Source organism: Halioxenophilus aromaticivorans (assembly GCF_042850945.1).
Lineage (GTDB): Bacteria > Pseudomonadota > Gammaproteobacteria > Pseudomonadales > Cellvibrionaceae > Halioxenophilus > Halioxenophilus aromaticivorans.
The window spans coordinates 869,519-891,521 of the sequence record NZ_AP031496.1 but is presented as its reverse complement, the minus strand read 5'-3'; the positions used below and the strand labels follow the sequence as shown (position 1 = coordinate 891,521).

The following is a 22,003-nucleotide window of genomic DNA, read 5'->3' as shown; positions in this document are numbered from 1 at the left end:
GAAACTTCTTAGCTTCAGGTATTAAGCTTTTTCTACTTGGGTAAATTCAAGCTCTACCGGCGTAGATCGGCCAAAAATTAGCACCGCCACCTGAAGACGGCTTTTGTCGTAATCAACGCCTTCAACAACGCCATTAAAGTCATTGAACGGCCCATCCACAACGCGCACCATCTCACCTGGCTCAAATATGGTTTTCGGCTTCGGCTTCTCTGTAGAGTCATCAACCCGCTGCAAAATGGCTTGAGCTTCTTTCTCAGTAATCGGCGCTGGTTTATCTGCCTTACCACCAATAAAGCCCATCACTCGGGGGGTATCTTTAACCAAATGCCAGGAGTCGTCGTTGAGCTCCATTTGAACCAACACGTAACCTGGGAAAAACTTGCGTTCACTTTTGCGTTTTTGCCCGGCCCGCATCTCGACAACTTCTTCGGTGGGAACCAGGACATCGCCGAACGCATCCTGCATCTCAAAGCGCTCTATACGCTCTTTAAGTGCAGCTGCAACTTTCTTTTCGTATCCACTGTAGGCGTGAACAACGTACCAACGTTTAGCCATGTATCAACCTATTAACCGAGAATTAATGAGGCAATCCAACCGAGCAGCGAATCTAGCCCCCACAAAATCAAAGCCATGACAAATACCACTGCCACAACAATCAAAGTTGTTTGATTCGTCTCTTGGCGAGAAGGCCAAACCACTTTTTTAACTTCGTTTTGAGCTTCTCGCAAAAGCGACCAAACCGCATTGCCCTTTTTGGTAAAGGCAACAATGACCAACGCTAAAGCAGCACCAACCAGCAAAGCCAGCACACGATACAAAAATGGGATATCAGAAAAATACTGATAGCCGACAACACAGGCAGCAACAATGACTAAAACTAACAGCCATTTGAGCGCGTCAAAACGAAAGACTGGCTCTTGCACCTTGCTGTTCATACCTACTCGCTTAGCTTAACTTTCTGGAACTGATCAGAATATGGCAGGCCAGGAGGGACTCGAACCCCCAACTTTCGGTTTTGGAGACCGACGCTCTACCAATTGAACTACTGGCCTAGATTTTTAAACGCAAACGCCTCGCAAACGCGAGGCGTAGGCTGTATCGAGCAGAAAATTACTCGATGATTTTGGCTACAACACCAGCACCAACGGTACGACCACCTTCGCGGATGGCGAAGCGTAAACCTTCGTCCATGGCGATTGGGCAGATCAGGGTAACAGTCATTTGAATGTTGTCACCTGGCATTACCATTTCAACGCCTTCTGGCAGCTCACAAGCGCCAGTTACGTCGGTAGTACGGAAGTAGAACTGCGGACGGTAACCTTTAAAGAATGGCGTGTGACGACCACCTTCATCTTTACCCAACACGTATACTTCGCCTTCAAACTTGGTGTGCGGAGTGATTGAACCAGGCTTAGCCAGCACTTGACCACGCTCTACTTCGTCACGCTTGGTACCACGCAAAAGAACACCAACGTTCTCACCAGCACGGCCTTCGTCCAGCAACTTACGGAACATCTCAACACCGGTACAAGTAGTCTTGGTGGTGTCTTTGATACCGATGATTTCAACTTCTTCACCAACTTTAACGATACCGCGCTCAACACGACCGGTAACAACAGTACCACGACCTTGAATTGAGAATACGTCTTCGATTGGCATAATGAAGGCACCGTCGATGGCACGCTCAGGCTCAGGGATGTACTCATCCAGAGTCTCTACCAATTTCTTAACAGCAGAAGTGCCCAACTCGTTGCCGTCTTCGCCATTCAGAGCCATCAGAGCAGAACCTGCGATGATTGGAGTGTCGTCGCCTGGGAATTCGTAAGTGTCTAGCAGCTCACGGATTTCCATTTCTACCAGCTCGAGCATCTCAGCGTATTCTTCTGAATCAACGCCGCCACAGTCTTCCGCCAGCAAATCAGCTTTGTTTAGGAATACTACGATGTAAGGCACGCCAACCTGGCGAGACAACAGGATGTGCTCACGAGTTTGTGGCATTGGGCCGTCGGTAGCACCACATACCAAGATCGCGCCGTCCATCTGTGCAGCACCGGTGATCATGTTTTTAACGTAGTCGGCGTGTCCTGGGCAGTCTACGTGGGCGTAGTGACGAGTAGGAGAATCGTACTCAACGTGAGAAGTTGCAATGGTAATACCACGCTCACGCTCTTCTGGTGCGTTATCGATACCGTCAAACGCTACCGCAGCGCCACCCCAAACCTCGGCACATACACGAGTCAGGGCTGCAGTTAGAGTGGTTTTACCGTGGTCAACGTGACCAATGGTGCCCACGTTTACGTGGGGCTTACTGCGTTCAAATGTTTCTTTTGCCATTGCAAACTCTCCTCAATAGGGACGTGGGCTAGGCTCAGCGTACTGGCCCCAAATTTACCTACCACTAACAATAAGAGCCCAAGCTGTCTAACTTAGATCTCAAATAATACTGCCGCATAACCTGCGGCAAAACTGGAGCTCAAGAGCAGATTTGAACTGCCGACCTCACCCTTACCAAGGGTGTGCTCTACCAACTGAGCTACTTGAGCGTAATCATGGATGTGCCGATAAACACTGGCGACATCCTTGAAACTGTGTATATGGAGCGGGCAGCGGGAATCGAACCCGCATCATCAGCTTGGAAGGCTGAGGTTCTACCATTGAACTATGCCCGCCACGCCGCCCTACTAAAGGCATTTAATGCCAGCTGAGCCCGGGCACTTTCAGCATCAGCTTTGACTAGCTTGGTTTTACTGGCCTTCCGAGGCACGAGCAAAACGCTATCTACTCAGCTCGGAAACACCATGGAGCTTACGCTCTCGAACCAGGTCGAACACGCCCTTCAGGCTTCGCCGCTCTGATTCACTCCAAGCAAGCTGTAACTTACTCGGCTCAAATAATGGTGCAGGGGGTGGATTATTCAGCCGCTTCACGGCTTCACCCTCCGGGCCGTCGCTACGCGACGTTGAGCTTAAGCTCTCGAACCAGGTTCGAACCCACCCTATCGGCTTCGTCGCTCTGATTCACTCCAAGCAAGCTGTAACTTACTCGGCTCAAATAATGGTGCAGGGGGGTGGATTCGAACCACCGAAGCTTGCGCGTCAGATTTACAGTCTGATCCCTTTGGCCACTCGGGAACCCCTGCGAAAAGAGGCGGGCATTTTCCGCCTCACCACAACCTTTGTCAACTGATTTTCCTTTAGGAATCACAGGTTTAGCTAAAAAAGTTGTGAAAATGGAGCTGGCGAGAGGAGTCGAACCCCCGACCGGCTGATTACAAGTCAGCTGCTCTACCTACTGAGCTACGCCAGCACACGCTTATTGAGAGGTGTTTGATATGCCCCTCAAATCGTGGAGGCGCGATTCTAGTGAAACTACAGCAAGGATGCAACATCTGAACAGTAATTTTGTTTGTAAGTCACCTTATCGCCGCCTTCTAGCAGCTGAGCCCAGGTTGCGGCGCTCACATTTACAGCATCTTTGGCCTTTGCGACCACATAGGATTGCTCTGCGGTTCTTATGTCTACCCGGATTTTTACGTCGTAGCCCAAGTCTGCGAGCTCATCTCTACGAAACTCTGCCCGGTAACTTTCTACAAATAGGCCAATAGAGATGCCATTGACCAAATCGCCCTTAGGTATGATATAGCTATCGATCTTTTGGGCATGCAACTCGGCAAGCTTTTTAAGCGCCTCGGCTTTACTCGCCATAGGCTCTAAATACAACCAGAAATTCTTTTTAACAGGCACTTCAATCTTCTGCAGTGAAGCCGGAACGTTAAGGGCTGCCAACTGCTCCACTAGAATGTCCGCCTGAGCGAGATTATTAAAAGGCCCAACCACGGTACAGAGTTCTTCCTCGGGCTCAACCGCAGCGGCAACCACGGGCTCCGGCTGGCTTTCTTGCGTAGCCCCAGGATCATCATCAGCCAAAGACGGAGAAACCTCTAGGACTGAAGTGGTATTTGTTGGTTGAGCCGCTTGCTTGAGCGGCACCTGAGTTTTAGCTGCTTGAACTTGGCCTGCGCTCGGCCCCGCATGCACAATGGCAGGATCGGTACTCCTCGATAAGAAAAAGATCCACAAGGCCAACACAAAGTTCGTTGCTAATAGACTTATAAATATGAAACGCAATTTAACTTTCTACTTTTTCAAGATTGAACCTCAGGAAGCCTCAATCGACAGCGCCAACACCGTTGGACGCCATGATTGATAACCCATCCAACACAAGGTTGGGACGGTAGAGCGCACCTCGAAAACCGTCAATTAGGTCGTTACCGTCGCCACCCGCCACAATTAACGTCACAGGCTGACCAGGCCAGCTGGACTGCGCATAACCCAGCACCCTGTCCACCAAGCCCATTGCCGCCAAGCCAACACCTCCTGCAACTGCCTGAGCCGTGTTAATTCCAGGTGCCATAATAGCCTTTTCGACGACATCAAACATCACTCTACCAGTATTGTTTAATAAAGCTTTACTCATCATAGACAACCCTGGAGCGATATACCCACCCAGATAACGGCCATCGGGCGCAATAACTTCAATATTAATGGCACTGCCGGCATCCACCACCACTAAAGGCACACCGGGAAACTCAGCGACAGCAGCTATTACCGCAAGCCAACGATCTACACCTAATGACAACGGATCGTCATAACCATTCATCACCGCAACACCCGCGACGCTACGCGAGGGTTCCGACCGAGCCAAAAAAGCCGTTACACCAAAGGTAACTTGCAACGCATCTACCAGGGCCTGCTGATGCTCAGCGCCGGCCACACTTGCCAGTGCCGCAGAGGTGATGCCCTCCCCCTGCCCGAGCGCCAACTCAACACCATTAACAAGCTCTGAGGCAGCGCTCAAATTCAAATGCGACCCTTCAGCGTGCACACCCTGTACAGACGAAAGCCGCCATTTTACCCGAGTATTCCCTTGATCAACCTCCAGCCTCATTTACTGACTCACCTCCGACGCCATTTGCTACGCACTTAGCCTCATTCGCTGCTACGCAGAGAGACTTCACCGCCGCTAAATATCTGCTCCTCGCCATCCGCCAGCAACCGCAGAGCCCCTTGATCATCTACACCCAGGGCGATGCCCTGCGTTGTCGTCACCCCGGTGTGAACGCTTACCGGCTGGTCTCTATGGCAATCCAAGTTCTGCCATGCCTGCCGATAGGATTTAAATCCAGCTTCGGGATAAACTTCAGCAAGCTTCGCTAACGCCTTGGCAAACTCCACCAATAACACTGTTCGACTCGGCAACACTTGCCCAGCACTACGGGCAATTTGCTGCAGATCAACCCAGGGCTGATCAATAACCGCGCCATCGTCAGCAGGCATGTGGTGGTTAATGCCGACCCCCACCACCAAATTACAGGCGCCGGCGAAATCACCGTCCACTTCGATCAAAATGCCGCCCAATTTACGGCCATCAAACAAAATATCGTTAGGCCACTTCAAACTGAAACCGACGTCGCCAAGCAGCCGCGTTAGCACACCGACAATTTCCACACCAACAGCCAAGCTCAATCCTTCATAGCAGGCCACCCCTCGCGCGGTGGTAAAGCCATATGAGAAATACAAATTTCCGGCGAACGGACTGACCCAGGCTCGCCCTCGCCGACCACGCCCTGCGGTTTGCATCTCAGCCGCACACAAAAACGTGGCAGAAGCATCTAGCCCGGCCCGCAATACTTGGCCAACGTGTGCATTAGTAGAATCGATACTATTGAAAATACTGACGCCAGCGATGCCCGACAGAGCGCCCTGCAGCGCGTGATGATCCAGCAAATCTATGGCCTTAACCAGGCGGTGACCAACCCCCTTCACAGATTCCACCTGCAAACCTATAGACTCAAGCTTCTTTAACTGCTTCCAAACCGCAGCACGGCTAATGCCCATAGCGGCACCCAGATCTTCACCGGAATGCACGCCACCGTCGGCCAGGAGCTGAATGAGCGGCATTAGCCCATCCACGGTCTGATTGGATATTTCACTCAATACACTCACCTTTACACATAGCGCCGTTGATAACGACACCCCATGCTCGTTAAAACTTCATAACCAATCGTGCCGGATTGCAAAGCAATCTCATCCACGGTCTGATGCGGACCCAGTATTTCGATCTGCCACTCCTGCCCATCATCGACCAAGCAAGGCACTGCATCAGTGATATCAAATACACAATAATCCATGGATACTCGCCCAACCAAGGGCACCCTGACGCCCGCCAAATAGCCGAAGCCCCTACCCGCTACACTGCGCATCAAGCCATCGGCATAGCCGCCATAGACGGTAGCCAAGGTGCTCCCCCCGACAACGGTCTGGCTCGCACCATAACCAACCGTCGCCTGCTGAATTAACGTACGCACCTGAATCACCGGTAGACGCAACTCAACCACAGACGCTAACCACGGCCACGCATTGTTAGGATCTGGGCTCGCGCCGTAAAGCCCAATCCCAGGCCGCAACAAATCGAAGTGGTAGCCATCACCCAAGCCAATTCCCGCCGTACTAGAGAGACTTGCGCGCAGGCCCGGATAGAGAGGTTTCAACAACTCTACGCAATGACGAAAGTGCTGTAACTGGACACTATTCTTCTCAGCACTTGGATCATCAGCACAGGCCAGATGGCTTAATGCAAGCACCAAATTGAGTGACGGTCCCTTATCCAGAAGTACACTCAACTCTCTTGTGCTGATACCTAAACGCGTCATACCCGTGTCCAGCATTACCGCACAAGGCGCCTGACCAACTTGTTCTTGCCAGCGTTCTATTTGACATAAGGCGTTCAACACAGGTCGAAGATCATGACCCAAAAAATCTTCGATGGCGCCACCAACCAGGCCATTAAGCACGTAAATATCGGCGCCTTTGCCTATGGCGGCACGCAAGCTTTGGCCCTCATCCACAGACGCGACAAAAAATTCCTGGCAACCCGCGGCTGCCAAAGCTTTAGCTATGGGAATAGCACCCAGCCCGTAGGCGTCGGCTTTAACCACCGCAGCGCATCCAACACCTTTGCCGAGGGCACCAAGCTGCCGCCAATTGGCCACTACAGCTTTCAGGTTTACGGTTAATTGATTGGCAAACGAAGACGCGGTGTAGGAGTTATGGATCACAAATGGAAATGCCGTGACGATTAAAAGCCGCCACTATACCCGCCTTTAAAGCGAATGCTAACCAAGACTGGCAGTAACCCAATGGAAAGTGACTCTATAAGCCTATGACTACAAGCTTATAAATAGAGGTCGACTGGAAAGTGTTCTGATATCTGCATCAACCGGCGACCGCCGACATTGATACAATAGGTCCGAAAAATGGCCGACTCGTAACCCGCCGGTACATCACGCTTTGCCAGCGTGTTGCTATATCCAATTTCAACGATATCACGATATTGCTCTGTGCTCATTTGGCGCAACAACCAGCCTATACCCCGCTCCCCGCTTTTAAGCGCAGCGACCAAGTTATCAGGCATTAGATTCGTATTTAAGTAGGATCGAGCATAGGCATACTGGGTGCCAGTATTAACGCCAATAAGCGTCACATCACGCTCCAGCAACTCCTCGCCACCAGGGCCAGACAGATAATCCTGTTTAACAAGCTCAATCTGAATAGGCTCCCAGAACATCGCCTCTAACGTTTTCGTTACTGTGCCGTCGGTAACCAACAGAATACGCAACCAAGCCGATAACTTCGACAAGTCGATAACAGTGCCTGCATATGAGGTAATCGGCTGTTCGGAATAGCCGTTAGAGACAAAAATAGAACCGCGCTGGCCATCAAATAGATATTTCATTCGTACACCCCTTGTACTCGCCACATTCGGCAGGTAACCCTGCCATCATTCCTTGAAACGCTTAACACCTTAAGTAAGACACAGAGACGAACAAAGAAGCAAGCCCCTGGTACCCGACCGCGCAAATATTGACGCCTAAATAACAATAGAATGAAAAACAAGCAACTAGACGCCCTACCCCAGAAACCAATGGGGTCAGGTCCGTTTGATTTTACCCGCCGTAGACAGCCGAAAATGCGATTGGACGATCGACACCCACTCACATGAAGCGTTGACAGTCACACAAGTCTCTGGCAGATCATGGAAGCTTCCTAGATAAGAACCTAGACGCCAGCGTACCTTAGGTGGGTCAATTTTAGATTGGCAAGGTGGGTCAGTTTTACATTGGCATTAACAGTAACGCGGTAATGCGGACCGGTGAGACTCACATGGGGACAAAACGGCATGGATGCCGTTTTACATCGCGTTAGCGACCCTAAGGGGTAAATTCCGGTCGCGCAACGATTCGAAGTCGAGGTGTCGAACCAACTGCTTCGGAAGGAATTTACGCCGCCACCATGCAGCACGATGGTCGCTTCGCGACTCTGTTTATACCCCCATGTGAGAGCAGATCATCGTCTTTCGCGCATAAAAAAACACCGTCGGGCCGCGTAGGTGCTAACGAATTAGCACCTACACGGCCCGACGGAGTTTAGATTTAAGAGCTTGATTGATCGGCAGGATAGCCGATCAAGACAACCGAAGGTTGCCCGTAGGGGGACCAGACATGGATGTCTGTCATCACCATGACCTAATCCGAAGGATTGGTCATCGGCAAGCTGAAATGAAAAAAGCCCAGCCAAATTGGCTGGGCTTTTGAATAGAAGCTTGACGATGACCTACTCTCACATGGGGAAACCCCACACTACCATCGGCGATGTCACGTTTCACTACTGAGTTCGGGATGGGATCAGGTGGTTCCAAGACTCTATGGTCGTCAAGCAATTCTGTAGGAGGCACTGCGCTGGGCAATGTCTCGCAATAGGGTGTGGTCGATAAAGTAGATTGATATCGCTTTCAAAGTACCTTGTCTTGGTGTTGGTTTATAACCAACTCTGTCCAGGACATTGGTGTTACTGATCTGTGGCGCTTAAACAGCAGATTCAGTTATATGGTCAAGCCGCACGGGCAATTAGTACTGGTTAGCTCAACGCCTCACAACGCTTACACACCCAGCCTATCAACGTCTTAGTCTTAAACGGCCCTTTAGGGGAATCAAGTTCCCAGGGAAAGCTTATCTTGAAGGAGGCTTCCCGCTTAGATGCTTTCAGCGGTTATCCCGTCCGAACGTAGCTACCGGGCAATGCCATTGGCATGACAACCCGAACACCAGCGGTTCGTTCACTCCGGTCCTCTCGTACTAGGAGCAACTCTTCTCAACTTTCCAACGCCCACGGCAGATAGGGACCGAACTGTCTCACGACGTTCTAAACCCAGCTCGCGTACCACTTTAAATGGCGAACAGCCATACCCTTGGGACCGGCTTCAGCCCCAGGATGTGATGAGCCGACATCGAGGTGCCAAACACCGCCGTCGATGTGAACTCTTGGGCGGTATCAGCCTGTTATCCCCGGAGTACCTTTTATCCGTTGAGCGATGGCCCTTCCATACAGAACCACCGGATCACTATGACCTACTTTCGTACCTGCTCGACTTGTCAGTCTCGCAGTCAAGCTGGCTTGTGCCATTACACTAACCTCATGATTTCCGACCATGATTAGCCAACCTTCGTGCTCCTCCGTTACTCTTTGGGAGGAGACCGCCCCAGTCAAACTACCCACCAGACACTGTCCGCAATCCAGATAATGGACCAGCGTTAGAACCCCAAACATACCAGGCTGGTATTTCAAGATTGGCTCCACGACAACTAGCGTCATCGCTTCAAAGCCTCCCAGCTATCCTACACAAGTAGGCTCAGAGTTCAGTGTCAAGCTATAGTAAAGGTTCACGGGGTCTTTCCGTCTAGCCGCGGGAACGCAGCATCTTAACTGCGAATTCAATTTCACTGAGTCTCGGGTGGAGACAGCGTGGCCATCATTACGCCATTCGTGCAGGTCGGAACTTACCCGACAAGGAATTTCGCTACCTTAGGACCGTTATAGTTACGGCCGCCGTTTACCGGGGCTTCGATCAAGAGCTTCGCACAAGTGCTAACCCCATCAATTAACCTTCCGGCACCGGGCAGGCGTCACACCCTATACGTCCACTTACGTGTTTGCAGAGTGCTATGTTTTTAATAAACAGTTGCAGCCACCTGGTCACTTCGACTGCCAACAGCTCAACTCCGATTGGATCACCGTCAGCAGCGTACCTTCTCCCGAAGTTACGGTACCATTTTGCCTAGTTCCTTCACCCGAGTTCTCTCAAGCGCCTTGGTATTCTCTACCTGACCACCTGTGTCGGTTTAGAGTACGGTTCTGTGTTATCTATGCTTAGAAGCTTTTCCTGGAAGCAGGGCATCAACCACTTCATCCTCAAAGAGGACTCGTCGTCACCTCTCGGCCTTAAGATCCCGGATTTACCTAAAATCTCAGCCTACTAGCTTAAACGTGGACAACCAACGCCACGCTGGCCTAGCCTTCTCCGTCCCTCCATCGCAATAACACAAAGTACGGGAATATTAACCCGTTTCCCATCGACTACGCCTTTCAGCCTCGCCTTAGGGGCCGACTAACCCTGTCCCGATTAGCGTTGGACAGGAACCCTTGGTCTTCCGGCGAGGGGGTTTTTCACCCCCTTTATCGTTACTCATGTCAGCATTCGCACTTCTGATACCTCCAGCAAACTTCACAGTTCACCTTCAGCGGCTTACAGAACGCTCCCCTACCATATTCGAAAATATCCGCAGCTTCGGTTCTCAGTTTGAGCCCCGGTAAATCTTCCGCGCAGGCCGACTCGACTAGTGAGCTATTACGCTTTCTTTAAAGGGTGGCTGCTTCTAAGCCAACCTCCTAGCTGTCTAAGCCTTCCCACATCGTTTCCCACTTAACTGAGATTGGGGACCTTAGCTGGCGGTCTGGGTTGTTGCCCTTTCGACGACGGACGTTAGCACCCGCCGTCTGTCTGCCATGATTGCACTCCTCGGTATTCGGAGTTTGCATGGGGTTGGTAAGTCGGGATGACCCCCTAGCCCAAACAGTGCTCTACCCCCGAGGGTGAGACATGACGCACTACCTAAATAGTTTTCGGGGAGAACCAGCTATCTCCCGGCTTGATTAGCCTTTCACTCCGACCCACAGCTCATCCGAATCTTTTTCAACAGATGGCGGTTCGGTCCTCCAGTGCCTGTTACGGCACCTTCAACCTGGCCATGGGTAGATCGCCGGGTTTCGGGTCTATTGCCTGCAACTATGCGCCCTATTAAGACTCGGTTTCCCTACGGCTCCCCTAAATGGTTAACCTTGCTACAGACAATAAGTCGCTGACCCATTATACAAAAGGTACGCAGTCACAGAATAAATCTGCTCCTACTGCTTGTATGCACACGATTTCAGGTTCTATTTCACTCCCCTCTCCGGGGTTCTTTTCGCCTTTCCCTCACGGTACTGGTTCACTATCGGTCAGTTAGGAGTATTTAGCCTTGGAGGATGGTCCCCCCATCTTCAGTCAAGATAACACGTGTCCCGACCTACTTAATATGTCATTACTGCGTTTTCGTGTACGGGGCTATCACCCTCTATCGCCCAACTTTCCAGATGGTTCCACTAACACAATAACAATCGGCTACTCCCCGTTCGCTCGCCGCTACTTAGGGAATCTCGGTTGATTTCTTTTCCTCCGGGTACTTAGATGTTTCAGTTCCCCGGGTTCGCCTCTTACACCTATGTATTCAGTGCAAGATACCTGTAAACAGGTGGGTTGCCCCATTCGGAAATGTGAGGATCAAAGCATGTTTGCCGGCTCCCCTCACCTTATCGCAGGCTCCTACGTCCTTCATCGCCTCTAACTGCCAAGGCATCCGCCGTGTGCACTTAGTCGCTTGACCATATAACTCAAGCTACTGTTTTGGCGCCTTTCACGCCATTGCGACTTACAATGTTTGATAGTGTTCATCTGTTTTAAACCTCAACTTAAACTGCAAGCTAAAACCAAAACAAACAAACGTTCTCTTTGATTGCAATCTTGTAACGATAATATCACCGGACAGAGTTTTGTTTTTAAACACGATAACTCTTCATAAATTGAAACAATTTCTTGTCACGATTCACTTAAGTTACGGCACTTAAACTCGGTCACTTTGAAAGTGTTAATTTTAATATCACGCTTACGCGCAAACTCAAAACTAACGACTCAGCAATATCAATACTATTACTTTATCTTCCACTTTTTTAAAGAACTCAAACCCGCTCGGAGTTTGATTTTTAAAACACTTAAGACTTTCGCCTTACCTTAAGGCTTTTAATAAAAGCTGATTGCAATAACTCAATCACAAAAGCTTTAAGGTAAAGCGAAACGCTTACCGCAGCCTAAGCTGCAATAACAAGAAACAAGCAATGCGTGTGGAAACTTACGAAGATGTCAGCTTTCGTTTAAGGAGGTGATCCAGCCCCAGGTTCCCCTAGGGCTACCTTGTTACGACTTCACCCCAGTCATGAATCACACCGTGGAGACCGTCCTCCGAAGTTAGACTAGCCTCTTCTGGTGCAACCCACTCCCATGGTGTGACGGGCGGTGTGTACAAGGCCCGGGAACGTATTCACCGTAACATTCTGATTTACGATTACTAGCGATTCCGACTTCATGGAGTCGAGTTGCAGACTCCAATCCGGACTACGAACAGTTTTATGAGATTAGCTCCACCTCGCGGCTTCGCAACCCTTTGTACTGCCCATTGTAGCACGTGTGTAGCCCTACTCGTAAGGGCCATGATGACTTGACGTCGTCCCCACCTTCCTCCGGTTTGTCACCGGCAGTCTCCTTAGAGTTCCCAGCCGAACTGATGGCAACTAAGGATAAGGGTTGCGCTCGTTACGGGACTTAACCCAACATCTCACGACACGAGCTGACGACAGCCATGCAGCACCTGTCTCAGAATTCCCGAAGGCACTCCCGTATCTCTACAGGATTCTCTGGATGTCAAGAGTAGGTAAGGTTCTTCGCGTTGCTTCGAATTAAACCACATGCTCCACCGCTTGTGCGGGCCCCCGTCAATTCATTTGAGTTTTAATCTTGCGACCGTACTCCCCAGGCGGTCTACTTATCGCGTTAGCTGCGCCACTAAAATCTTAAAGATCCCAACGGCTAGTAGACATCGTTTACGGCGTGGACTACCAGGGTATCTAATCCTGTTTGCTACCCACGCTTTCGCACCTCAGCGTCAATGTCAGCCCAGACAGTCGCCTTCGCCACTGATGTTCCTTCAGATCTCTACGCATTTCACCGCTACACCTGAAATTCCACTATCCTCTGCTGCATTCTAGTTACCCAGTTCCAAATGCAGTTCCCAGGTTGAGCCCGGGGATTTCACATCTGGCTTAAATAACCGCCTACGCGCGCTTTACGCCCAGTAATTCCGATTAACGCTTGCACCCCTCGTATTACCGCGGCTGCTGGCACGAAGTTAGCCGGTGCTTCTTCTGTTGTTAACGTCAATGATCCTAGGTGTTAACTAGAACCCCTTCCTCACAACTGAAAGTGCTTTACAACCCGAAGGCCTTCTTCACACACGCGGCATGGCTGGATCAGGGTTGCCCCCATTGTCCAATATTCCCCACTGCTGCCTCCCGTAGGAGTCTGGGCCGTGTCTCAGTCCCAGTGTGGCTGATCATCCTCTCAGACCAGCTACAGATCGTCGCCTTGGTAGGCCTTTACCCCACCAACTAGCTAATCTGACGCGGGCTCATCGAATAGCAAGAGGTCCGAAGATCCCCCTCTTTCCCCCGTAGGGCGTATGCGGTATTAGCTTAAGTTTCCCTAAGTTGTCCCCCACTACTCGGTAGATTCCCACGCGTTACTCACCCGTCCGCCGCTCGACGCCTCCTAGCAAGCTAGGTTCGTTTCCGCTCGACTTGCATGTGTTAGGCCTGCCGCCAGCGTTCAATCTGAGCCATGATCAAACTCTTCAGTTTAATTTCTTTGAATTACTCTAAATACTGCTTGATGCGAACATCAAATCTAGGTAACTCCAAACTTGGCTCAACGCTTAATCGTCATTCTTAACTGGTTATGTTCAACCCAAGATAACTTGAGATAAACAGAACGTTTGAATTGTCGGACTTGCGTTGATAAATCATATGGCTGATTCATCTCCGCAAGCTCCCACACGCATTGCTTGTTTAACTTGTTAAAGTACCAAAGGCGCGCCAGGCGCTCTTCGTAGGCCGCGTCACCCGTGGGTTTGGCGGCTGCTTGAAGGGTTTGGTTAGGGCTTGTTTTCTACCCCGCCTTCAAGCTAGGGATGCGCATTATACGGATCCGATTTCCTTTGTAAAGCATTAATTTTAAAAACTTTTCAAAGGCTCTTGTGCGGTGCCAACGACTGTAAAAGCTGTGGCGGTAGCGCTGTGCGCTGTTGCTCAAGAGGGCGCGAACTATACGCCCAGGAATTTTTTGTGGCAACCGTTTTTTGGCAAAAAATTGAAATTAATTTCAGCTTCCCGTCCAGCCTAACTTACCAGCTCAAAACACAACCAAATTGGGCGTTAAAAACACAAAAGGAGCTCCAATGGAGCCCCTTTTTGCGCGCCGCCAAGCGGCGGCAATAAATCAACCAATGTGCTAGAACTTGGTCATCACTGTTCCAACCACTTCGGCATCCAACGAACGAATTTTTTTGATTAAACCAGCTGCCGCAGACAAAGGCGTTTTATCTTTGCGAAGCACTACCAGCGCATCGGTGCATTGGGACGCCACAAACTCAGCGCCATTGGAGCCAGTCATCGGCGGTGCGTCGAAGATGATCACGCTATAGTCTTCGTAGATGCGCGCCATAATCTCTTGCAGCTCTGAACGCTCTAGCAATTCACTTGGGTTAGGCGGCGGCGCGCCAGCGGGCAACAGAGATAACCCTCTAAAGGGCGCCACGGGCTTGATAACCGTTTCGACGGAGCCTCGCCCCACCAACGCCCCAGATAAGCCAATGCGATTTTCAACATTGAATATTTCGTGCTGGCGACCGTTGCGTAAATCGGCATCTACAAGTAGGGTTTTCTCACCCATCTGAGACCAAATTACCGCCAAATTAGCTGCGATGTAGCTACTACCTGAGCCTGCCTGCGGGCTTATAATGGCTAGGGTTTTTCGCCCCTCTAAAAACCATCTTAAAATCAACTGAGATCGCAAAGTACGCAACGCCTCACCCTTTTGCGAAAATGGGTCGTAGGCTGCTACCAACTCTTTTGAAACCGCATTCGATTTTTTGCTGAAATAGGGATAATTGAAGTGCGCTGCCAAAGCTTCGTCGAGTTCAACCTGCTTAATAAGCCCCATCTTTACTGCGGATTCACCAAAGCGCAGGCCACTTTTTTGAGAGTACTCAAGAATCTTGTTAATGCTAGAGGGTTTAATCTTGCCCTGATCAACCAAGGTCAAACCCAAAACCTTGCTTCCTGAGGCCCCAGCACGCTCAAATTGATTGCTTACGAAATCATCTGTTGAGCTGTTTTTCTTAATTTCGGAAATTGCCATAATCGTTCTGTATTCCTAGCGCAGATTGCACGCAATTCAATTCAATTACACCTGAGCGAGCAACTTAGCCCCGAACAGCTCATCAATATCTTCTTCAGCGCGAATCCGACGATCAAAGATCTCAACCAGAAATGCCAACACCGCACCTAAAATACCGCCCAACATAATCGCACTGATCAGGTTAACGGATAAATTGGGACTAGATGGCGATACTGGTTTAGTGGCGCGATTGAGGATAGAAATATTGGTTTGATTGAACTGGCTTGCTAAGCGTGTTTCATAATAGCGCGCCAACATAGACTCGTAGGCCTGCTGCTCGGTATCCAATTCACGGGCTAATACGTCCAAGCCATCACGCTGCTGTTTGATCTCCAAGAAACGCTTCTTTTGGTCGTCGAGCGAGGCTTTCAGCGAGCTCTCTCGTTTAATAGCGCGCACATATTCGGGGTGATTCTGGCCCAACTGCCGTGACTTAACATCATAGGTGTCAGCCTGAGCGTCAACATAGCTGCGTGACAACTCATTTAAGCGATTGGTTTCAGTATCCAACCTCTCATCAATCATGACGATACCCTGCTCCTGCTGGTAGTCAGTAAGCCGCTTTTGGGCCTCCTCGAGGCGAATTCTGAACACTTTAATTTGATCATCAAACCATACGGCACTTCGCGCCGCCGGCTCCATGTTCAATTCCAGGTTTTTCTCAATATAAGCGTCCGCAAAAGCATTGGCCATCATGGCGGCGATTTCGGCATCAGTGAACGAAAATATGATATTCACAACCCGGCTGTCACGCGAAGGCTCCACACCGAGCGACTTACTTAATTTATTAGCCAACCGGTCGCGCACCAACATAGAACCGTCATGATCTTGCAAAAGTGCCCGCTTTAGCTCTTCATTGTTTTCCAGCTGCAGGTTATCCACTACCTTAAGGGCCACACTCTGGCTGGAAATGATATCCAACTGTGTCGCTATATAGCCAGCGGTTAGCTGTGCAGACATGGAGTTTTGCTCAAATGGCGTAGACCCACTTACATTCAAAACCAAAGAAGTCTCAGCTTCGTAGGTTTTAGGCTGCAATATAGTCATTACCAATGAAGCAACCACACACAACGCAAGGGTGAAAGCAATCAACCCGAACCTTGCCCTAAATATCACCAATAGGATATTAAAATTCATTCATAAACCTCAGGATCTAGGCCCACCAGGGCCACGGCCACTACCAGGACAACCAATTAGAACAACCGCTCTTTGACGTAAATAACATCGCCTTTAAGGACTTCATCGGTGGCATCAACATCGATATCTTTGATGGCGCCGTCGACATTTCGCTTAATCTCCACACCTTTTTCGCTACCACGGTCAGATATACCACCGCTAACAGACAACGCCTGCATAACGCGCATACCTCGCTCTAGACGGTAACGACCAGGGCGCTGAACTTGGCCGTAGATGTAGAATACATCCATTTCTGGCACAAAAATAACATCGCCACCCGCCAACTTATAACTGGCAGGATTGGTGGTTCCACTGGTTAATATTTCGTAAAGATCGATATCCAACTTAGTGCGGCCACCAGTGCCACCACGCACCAATGAGACAACAGCACCGGCATTCTCGGTAGTGCCACCCGCTGCAGCCACCAAATCCACCACCGACTGCACCCCCTCTACGGCGGAGCCTTGAATTGGGTAGTTGCCCGGCCGAGCAACCTCACCAAGAATAGTTACAGTATCGTTTAACGCCTGGAAGCTTTGCTCCACAAACAAGTTAACCTGGGCATTTTTTACAAAGCCGCGCCGTGATAATTCTCTGGCGATGACAGTCTCAGCCTCATCGGCTGACTTACCACCAATGGCCACATCACCAATCAGGGGAAAGTTGATACTGTTGCGCTCTGAAATACGAGTTACTGTGGTCATATCGGGTTGACCATAAACCGTGATTTTTACGATATCACCGACACCCAGGAAGCCGCCATTCTGAGCCCAAAGAGGACCGGAGAACAAAAGACCAAGGGAGAACGTAATGAGAATATTACGAAGAGACATAGTTAACATTTCCGTGCATTTAATCCTTGCAGGTAGCCACTTTGAACTACCAATTTAACCGTAATTCGAGGAACGCTTCACCCCGAACCCCACACCTATTGGCACCCACATAGCAATCACTTACACACCGGGCGGTAGCATGGGAACCTTAAGATACGACTTTATTCCTGGGATACTCAATAACTTACCTAATCAAGCCGAGCAGAACTGCCACAATTCAACCTATCGCAAGCGACGCCCCCCTCCAAATAAGCTACCCGCTAGAAAAACGTTGCTTTTATTCCAAGTTCAACAGTATAGCAGTCAAAGTCCCAACGGTCCGAGCTTGAATCACGTTCTTCGTAGTCTAACCCGGCATTTATAAGCAAGTTCTGCCTAACTGCCACTTCAGCGCCAACACCGTAAGAGATGACGTCATCACTACGCCGTGGGCCGCTAATGGTTACCTGGCCCGGATCGCCGTCATAATCCCGCTGTAAAGAAGCCAACGTAGCCGTGACAGTAGTAACCGGCGTTAGTTTCCACACACCATTTAAAGACAGCCCGCTTTCGACCACATAGGAAGTAACCTGGTCCGAATAGGCCTCTAAGCCGCGCCAAGCCACCACCTCTAACAGATATCGCTCCCTGGGCTCCCAAGAGTACATTAGCTCCCAGGTAGCACCGGAGAAATCACGCTCACCCAGGTCATCGTATTCTCTAACCGTGTGCCCCGCACTGCCCTTAACCGCAGAGGCCGGTGTTATCCGCCAATCGATGGTCAGACGGTTTTCGGACTCGGCGTAGGAGTTGTCCACTGAATCACCATTTACCTGCTCTCGATTGGGAAAATCCGCAGATGTGAACGATGTCCTGATACCCACGGAAGACCGCTTGGTACTGAAATACTTAAACTCGGCCACACCACGGCTGATTTGTCGGTTTAGGTCTTCTCGTACGGCAAGCTCGTGCTTTTGCTCCTTGATAAGACCGACGAACTTAAGCCGCCAGGCACGCGTGAACATATAATTAGCCGTTAGGCGAACGCTGTTCTCGTTGCGGACGTCCAGCTGTGACAAGCGCGCCTCCCTGAAGTCCTGCACCTTTCGCTCGTAGCCACCCTCAATGCGGCCCAGCCATCGATCGCCATACAGCCAATTCCAACCCAAGTTTGCGAAGCCCGCCGTGTGATTCAGAAAATCGAAGTTGTTGTAGTTGAGCTGATACACCTCCGCATCCGCAGTCAGCATCTGGCGGCTGACCGCCTTTCGGGCCGTTACCCCTGCACCAAACCTGAAAATGGTGTCGGCCAGCTCTGAACCGCCAAGGAGCTGTTGAGCCTCATCCTCGCCAGATAAACGAAACACATTGCTTTCGTGAGTAACGTCGGCCTGGGTATAAACGTTAAAACCCGGATCCTGCTGGGCTTGAGCTGATGCCAATGCAGTAAGCATGCTGCCACCAACCAAGCAAGCTAAGCGAGCTACCAAATTCATTCCAATTCCTTCAAACGGGGTTCTAGGGCGAAATTCTACTTGGAGTAGCAGCCAATTCCCAGCGGCTTCATACGTTTTGTCGAACCACCCGTATTATTGAACTCACAAACGCAATTGCCCTGAACACGCAGAAGAATGTTAGAAGCAGCACCCCACAGCGGACCACTGCCTCCACTATTACCGCTACGCCCCCCCAGCTCCCTGACCAAGCCTGACCGATTAGGATTAACCTCCAACCGAAAGAATCTAACCCGATGCAGGCAGCGACGCGCGCCATCGAATGACTCCAAAAAAGTATCCAAAATCAACACCTAAACCAAAACCTGCTCCAACCTCTGAACAGGTATTAAAAATCACAATTTAGAGCAATAACAGCATTACCAAAATTACCCATTAATAATACTTAGAAATCAACTTCATATTAAATGCTCGCGAGTAGAACTCGAGCACATTCCACACGGGAGACTCATCACAAACAGAATAAGCACAACCCAGAGCCTACCACTTTTACTACTAAGCTGATTTTTAATTAAAGCCAATATTTTATTCGCTTTTCAAATTATTAGCGCAACACATATTAAAGATGCCGGCGGGTTAACCATGCGATTTTTATTTTCAATGCATCGAGCACTATCCACGAGCAGTATACTTGCATTATCGGTTACGCTACTTACTGCTTGCGGCGGCGAAAGCATGAGCAACATTACTGGCAGCGGTTTTACCAAGCAACAAGACAACTCAACAACGCTTGCTAACAAAGAAGTCGATACAGCGGTACCCTTGACTGCTGCCGTAACGAACGAAGAAATTACGGATACGGCCAACTACCACATTCTTTATAGTTCAGCGCCAGAAAATACCCCTACCGAGCACACCGACACAACGGAAAACTCCAACATCAGGCCGACCATAACGCTTACAACACCCAACATTAGCGGAACAGTTAACACCGGCTCCAACCTAATCATTATCGCTAACGCAACGGATAGTGACGGCAGCATTTCAAAAGTCGCTTTTTATGCAAACGGAAAGTGGTTGGGGAAGGGCACATCTAAACCCTACACTTTTAACTGGGAAAACATTCCGGAGGGCAATCACACGATTTACGCGGTTGCAACGGACGACAAATTAGCCACTACTAAATCCGCCACAAAAACGATTACCGCGGGCAATACAAAATCATTGCAAGCTCCGAACATTTCTATTACATCACCTTCAGACGCTTCGTCGATAACCTTAGGCTCCGCAATTAATATCCAAGCCAGCGCAACGGACCTGGATGGATCAGTAACGCAAGTTGCATTTTACGCTGACGAAAGCTTATTAGGCACGGATTATACTAGCCCTTATTCGTTGCAGTGGAACACTTCCACACTGGGCAGCCATAAAATTTACGCGGTGGCCACAGATGACGACGGGCTAACCACCACGTCACAGCCTGCCTCTGTTTCTGTCACTGCCAGCGAGAGCAACGAACTGGTTACCTACAAAGCAACCAGTGACATACAAAGCCTTTTTAAATCTGAAAAGTTTGCCGTCACAGTTTCCCAAAATGCCTCCACGCACGATTCGTTCGTCTACCAAAGTAACAACATGGCAACGCCAAGCTGGAAAGGAACCTTAGAGTATATGCAGAAGGCAAACCATTGGTCGACTTTTTCGTTTGCAGGAAAGGTAACCATCGAGGCACGCAAGCTCGACAGCACACCAGTAGAAACCTGCATCGTCCGCCCCCTGACCCTAGGCATCCAACCCGAAATAAAAGGCGATAAGTGCACATTTGAACTAACCCAGCCCGCAAAATTATCGGTTGAAATTGACGATGCTGTCACTATTACGCGTCCAATCACCGGCATTGGCAAAGTAACAAAAGAAATTGTTAAAAACCCGCTATTTATATTTGCGCAACCGCTAGAAACCGATATTCCCGATGCATCCGATAGCGACGTTATTTATTTGGGCCCTGGCATCCACGAAATTGGCAAAAACTATTCAATCCCCAACAATAAGGAGCTATACATTGCCGGCGGCGCTTATGTCATTGGCACGTTAACGGCCGGCCACAACCCAACCAACATCAAAATACGTGGTCGCGGGATTTTATCTGGGCACGGGCTTTCGGAAACAAAAGCAGAGCATAATTCATGGGGCAATCACAGCATTGCGTTTACCTCCGGGCGCAAGGGATCGGGGCTAGTAATCGAAGGCATTACCATCACAGACCCACTGCGCAGCTGTATTGTTAGCTACAACACCGTCACGATTCGCAACGTAAGTATGTTTAGCTGGAACCATAGAAACGACGGCATTACCGCGGGCAATAAAAGCGTGATTGAAAATGGATTTATCAAGGTACAAGATGACAATCTAAAATTGTATTACAGCAACCAATCCATTCGCAATATGGTTATTTGGCAACAAACTGCCGGCTCGGTATTTAAGCTATCTTGGAACTTAAAAAGCATCGCACAAAATATTACCGTCGAGAATATCGATATAATCCACAGCGATGTATTTACCGACTACACCAGCGCTGAACCGGACCAACCAGAACTGCACAGCACTAGCGCTATTTTTAGCGCCATGGGTTTTCAGGAAGGGGCCGCATTTCAAAACAGTTTATTCAAAAACATTCGTATCGAAGAGAAACACCCGCTTCGCTTAATGAGCCTGAGAATGGTATCCACACATCAGGGGCCTGTTTCGAAATCCGTGTGGGGCGACCCGAATCCTAGCGCCAAGAAGACCATCGCCAACATCGATATCAAAAACATCTCTGTAAAAGGAGTGCCATACAAACAAAGCACCCTTTACGGCAATGCCGGTGGTACCATCAACGCCATTCAATTTAATAACATGACGGTGAACAACAATCCCATCCTCAGCAAATGGGATCTGACCAGTAGAATCGACGGTACCGGGTTGCGCACACAAGGCAGCGTCTCAAATATCAGCTTCAACCACTAACCAGAGGCGCTTTTCTTTAACAACCAAGCACCGCACAAACACCGGCCAAATCTT

13 protein-coding genes, 5 tRNA genes and 3 rRNA genes are annotated in these 22,003 nt (G+C 49.8%); 1 reads left to right on the top strand and 20 read right to left on the bottom strand.

Annotated elements, in window-relative coordinates; all coding sequences use genetic code 11:
* Positions 1 to 21: 21 nt before the first annotated feature.
* From nusG to ACGHM3_RS03850, 20 genes are all read right to left on the bottom strand, one after another.
* Positions 22 to 555 carry a transcription termination/antitermination protein NusG gene (gene nusG / locus ACGHM3_RS03945; protein WP_345426344.1) on the bottom strand — a complete coding sequence of 178 codons (534 nt, stop codon included), beginning with the start codon at positions 553 to 555 and terminating at the stop codon, positions 22 to 24.
* A gap of 11 nt (positions 556 to 566) precedes the next feature.
* The gene (gene secE / locus ACGHM3_RS03940) at positions 567 to 935 is read right to left on the bottom strand and encodes a preprotein translocase subunit SecE (RefSeq protein ID WP_345426346.1); all 369 of its coding nucleotides are present in this window, start codon (positions 933 to 935) and stop codon (positions 567 to 569) included.
* 41 nt (positions 936 to 976) lie between these two features.
* A tRNA-Trp gene (locus ACGHM3_RS03935) sits at positions 977 to 1,052 on the bottom strand.
* Positions 1,053 to 1,110: 58 nt separating this feature from the next.
* Positions 1,111 to 2,334 (bottom strand): elongation factor Tu, encoded by a 1,224-nt coding sequence (gene tuf, locus ACGHM3_RS03930; protein WP_390517762.1) that lies wholly within the window; start codon positions 2,332 to 2,334, stop codon positions 1,111 to 1,113.
* A gap of 133 nt (positions 2,335 to 2,467) precedes the next feature.
* Positions 2,468 to 2,543 (bottom strand) — tRNA-Thr (locus ACGHM3_RS03925).
* A 52-nt stretch (positions 2,544 to 2,595) separates the two neighbouring features.
* Positions 2,596 to 2,669, bottom strand: a tRNA-Gly gene (locus ACGHM3_RS03920).
* Positions 2,670 to 3,055: 386 nt separating this feature from the next.
* Positions 3,056 to 3,139: transfer RNA gene (locus ACGHM3_RS03915), tRNA-Tyr, on the bottom strand.
* Positions 3,140 to 3,230: 91 nt separating this feature from the next.
* Positions 3,231 to 3,306 (bottom strand) — tRNA-Thr (locus ACGHM3_RS03910).
* Between the two features lie 62 nt (positions 3,307 to 3,368).
* Entirely contained in the window at positions 3,369 to 3,926 is a 558-nt protein-coding gene (locus tag ACGHM3_RS03905; protein WP_345426252.1) for an SPOR domain-containing protein, read from the bottom strand.
* Positions 3,927 to 4,167: 241 nt separating this feature from the next.
* Positions 4,168 to 4,947, bottom strand: a complete 780-nt coding sequence (locus tag ACGHM3_RS03900) for a type III pantothenate kinase (protein ID WP_345426250.1) — start codon at positions 4,945 to 4,947, stop codon at positions 4,168 to 4,170.
* A gap of 41 nt (positions 4,948 to 4,988) precedes the next feature.
* Positions 4,989 to 5,996 (bottom strand): biotin--[acetyl-CoA-carboxylase] ligase, encoded by a 1,008-nt coding sequence (locus ACGHM3_RS03895; RefSeq protein WP_345426248.1) that lies wholly within the window; start codon positions 5,994 to 5,996, stop codon positions 4,989 to 4,991.
* Positions 5,997 to 6,007: 11 nt separating this feature from the next.
* Positions 6,008 to 7,117, bottom strand: a complete 1,110-nt coding sequence (gene alr, locus ACGHM3_RS03890; RefSeq protein WP_345426246.1) for an alanine racemase — start codon at positions 7,115 to 7,117, stop codon at positions 6,008 to 6,010.
* A 116-nt stretch (positions 7,118 to 7,233) separates the two neighbouring features.
* Positions 7,234 to 7,794, bottom strand: a complete 561-nt coding sequence (locus ACGHM3_RS03885) for a chorismate pyruvate-lyase family protein (protein WP_345426244.1) — start codon at positions 7,792 to 7,794, stop codon at positions 7,234 to 7,236.
* Positions 7,795 to 8,659: 865 nt separating this feature from the next.
* Positions 8,660 to 8,775, bottom strand: a 5S ribosomal RNA gene (gene rrf, locus ACGHM3_RS03880).
* A 169-nt stretch (positions 8,776 to 8,944) separates the two neighbouring features.
* Positions 8,945 to 11,818, bottom strand: a 23S ribosomal RNA gene (locus ACGHM3_RS03875).
* Between the two features lie 545 nt (positions 11,819 to 12,363).
* Positions 12,364 to 13,901 (bottom strand): 16S ribosomal RNA (locus ACGHM3_RS03870).
* The 16S, 23S and 5S rRNA genes sit together here, the layout of an rRNA operon.
* A 649-nt stretch (positions 13,902 to 14,550) precedes the next feature.
* Positions 14,551 to 15,459 carry a polysaccharide biosynthesis tyrosine autokinase gene (locus ACGHM3_RS03865; protein WP_345420335.1) on the bottom strand — a complete coding sequence of 303 codons (909 nt, stop codon included), beginning with the start codon at positions 15,457 to 15,459 and terminating at the stop codon, positions 14,551 to 14,553.
* A 45-nt stretch (positions 15,460 to 15,504) separates the two neighbouring features.
* Positions 15,505 to 16,635, bottom strand: coding sequence for a GNVR domain-containing protein (locus ACGHM3_RS03860; RefSeq protein ID WP_345420332.1), 1,131 nt, complete (start codon positions 16,633 to 16,635; stop codon positions 15,505 to 15,507).
* A gap of 56 nt (positions 16,636 to 16,691) precedes the next feature.
* The gene (locus ACGHM3_RS03855; RefSeq protein WP_345420330.1) at positions 16,692 to 17,507 is read right to left on the bottom strand and encodes a polysaccharide biosynthesis/export family protein; all 816 of its coding nucleotides are present in this window, start codon (positions 17,505 to 17,507) and stop codon (positions 16,692 to 16,694) included.
* A gap of 260 nt (positions 17,508 to 17,767) precedes the next feature.
* A complete protein-coding gene (locus tag ACGHM3_RS03850; RefSeq protein WP_345420326.1) occupies positions 17,768 to 18,982 on the bottom strand; it encodes a hypothetical protein in 1,215 nt (404 codons plus the stop codon).
* 693 nt (positions 18,983 to 19,675) lie between these two features.
* Here ACGHM3_RS03850 and ACGHM3_RS03845 point away from each other — a divergent pair.
* Positions 19,676 to 21,949: an Ig-like domain-containing protein gene (locus tag ACGHM3_RS03845; protein ID WP_345420323.1), complete on the top strand. Its 2,274-nt coding sequence runs from the start codon at positions 19,676 to 19,678 to the stop codon at positions 21,947 to 21,949.
* Positions 21,950 to 22,003: the final 54 nt, after the last annotated feature.

Coding starts and splice junctions, on each gene's coding strand:
- ACGHM3_RS03850 (WP_345420326.1), bottom strand. CDS start 18,982: ATGAATTTGGTAGCTCGCTTAGCTTGCTTGGTTGGTGGCAGCATGCTT.
- tuf (WP_390517762.1), bottom strand. CDS start 2,334: ATGGCAAAAGAAACATTTGAACGCAGTAAGCCCCACGTAAACGTGGGC.
- ACGHM3_RS03900 (WP_345426250.1), bottom strand. CDS start 4,947: ATGAGGCTGGAGGTTGATCAAGGGAATACTCGGGTAAAATGGCGGCTT.
- ACGHM3_RS03855 (WP_345420330.1), bottom strand. CDS start 17,507: ATGTCTCTTCGTAATATTCTCATTACGTTCTCCCTTGGTCTTTTGTTC.
- ACGHM3_RS03865 (WP_345420335.1), bottom strand. CDS start 15,459: ATGGCAATTTCCGAAATTAAGAAAAACAGCTCAACAGATGATTTCGTA.
- ACGHM3_RS03860 (WP_345420332.1), bottom strand. CDS start 16,635: ATGAATTTTAATATCCTATTGGTGATATTTAGGGCAAGGTTCGGGTTG.
- secE (WP_345426346.1), bottom strand. CDS start 935: ATGAACAGCAAGGTGCAAGAGCCAGTCTTTCGTTTTGACGCGCTCAAA.
- nusG (WP_345426344.1), bottom strand. CDS start 555: ATGGCTAAACGTTGGTACGTTGTTCACGCCTACAGTGGATACGAAAAG.
- ACGHM3_RS03845 (WP_345420323.1), top strand. CDS start 19,676: ATGAGCAACATTACTGGCAGCGGTTTTACCAAGCAACAAGACAACTCA.
- ACGHM3_RS03885 (WP_345426244.1), bottom strand. CDS start 7,794: ATGAAATATCTATTTGATGGCCAGCGCGGTTCTATTTTTGTCTCTAAC.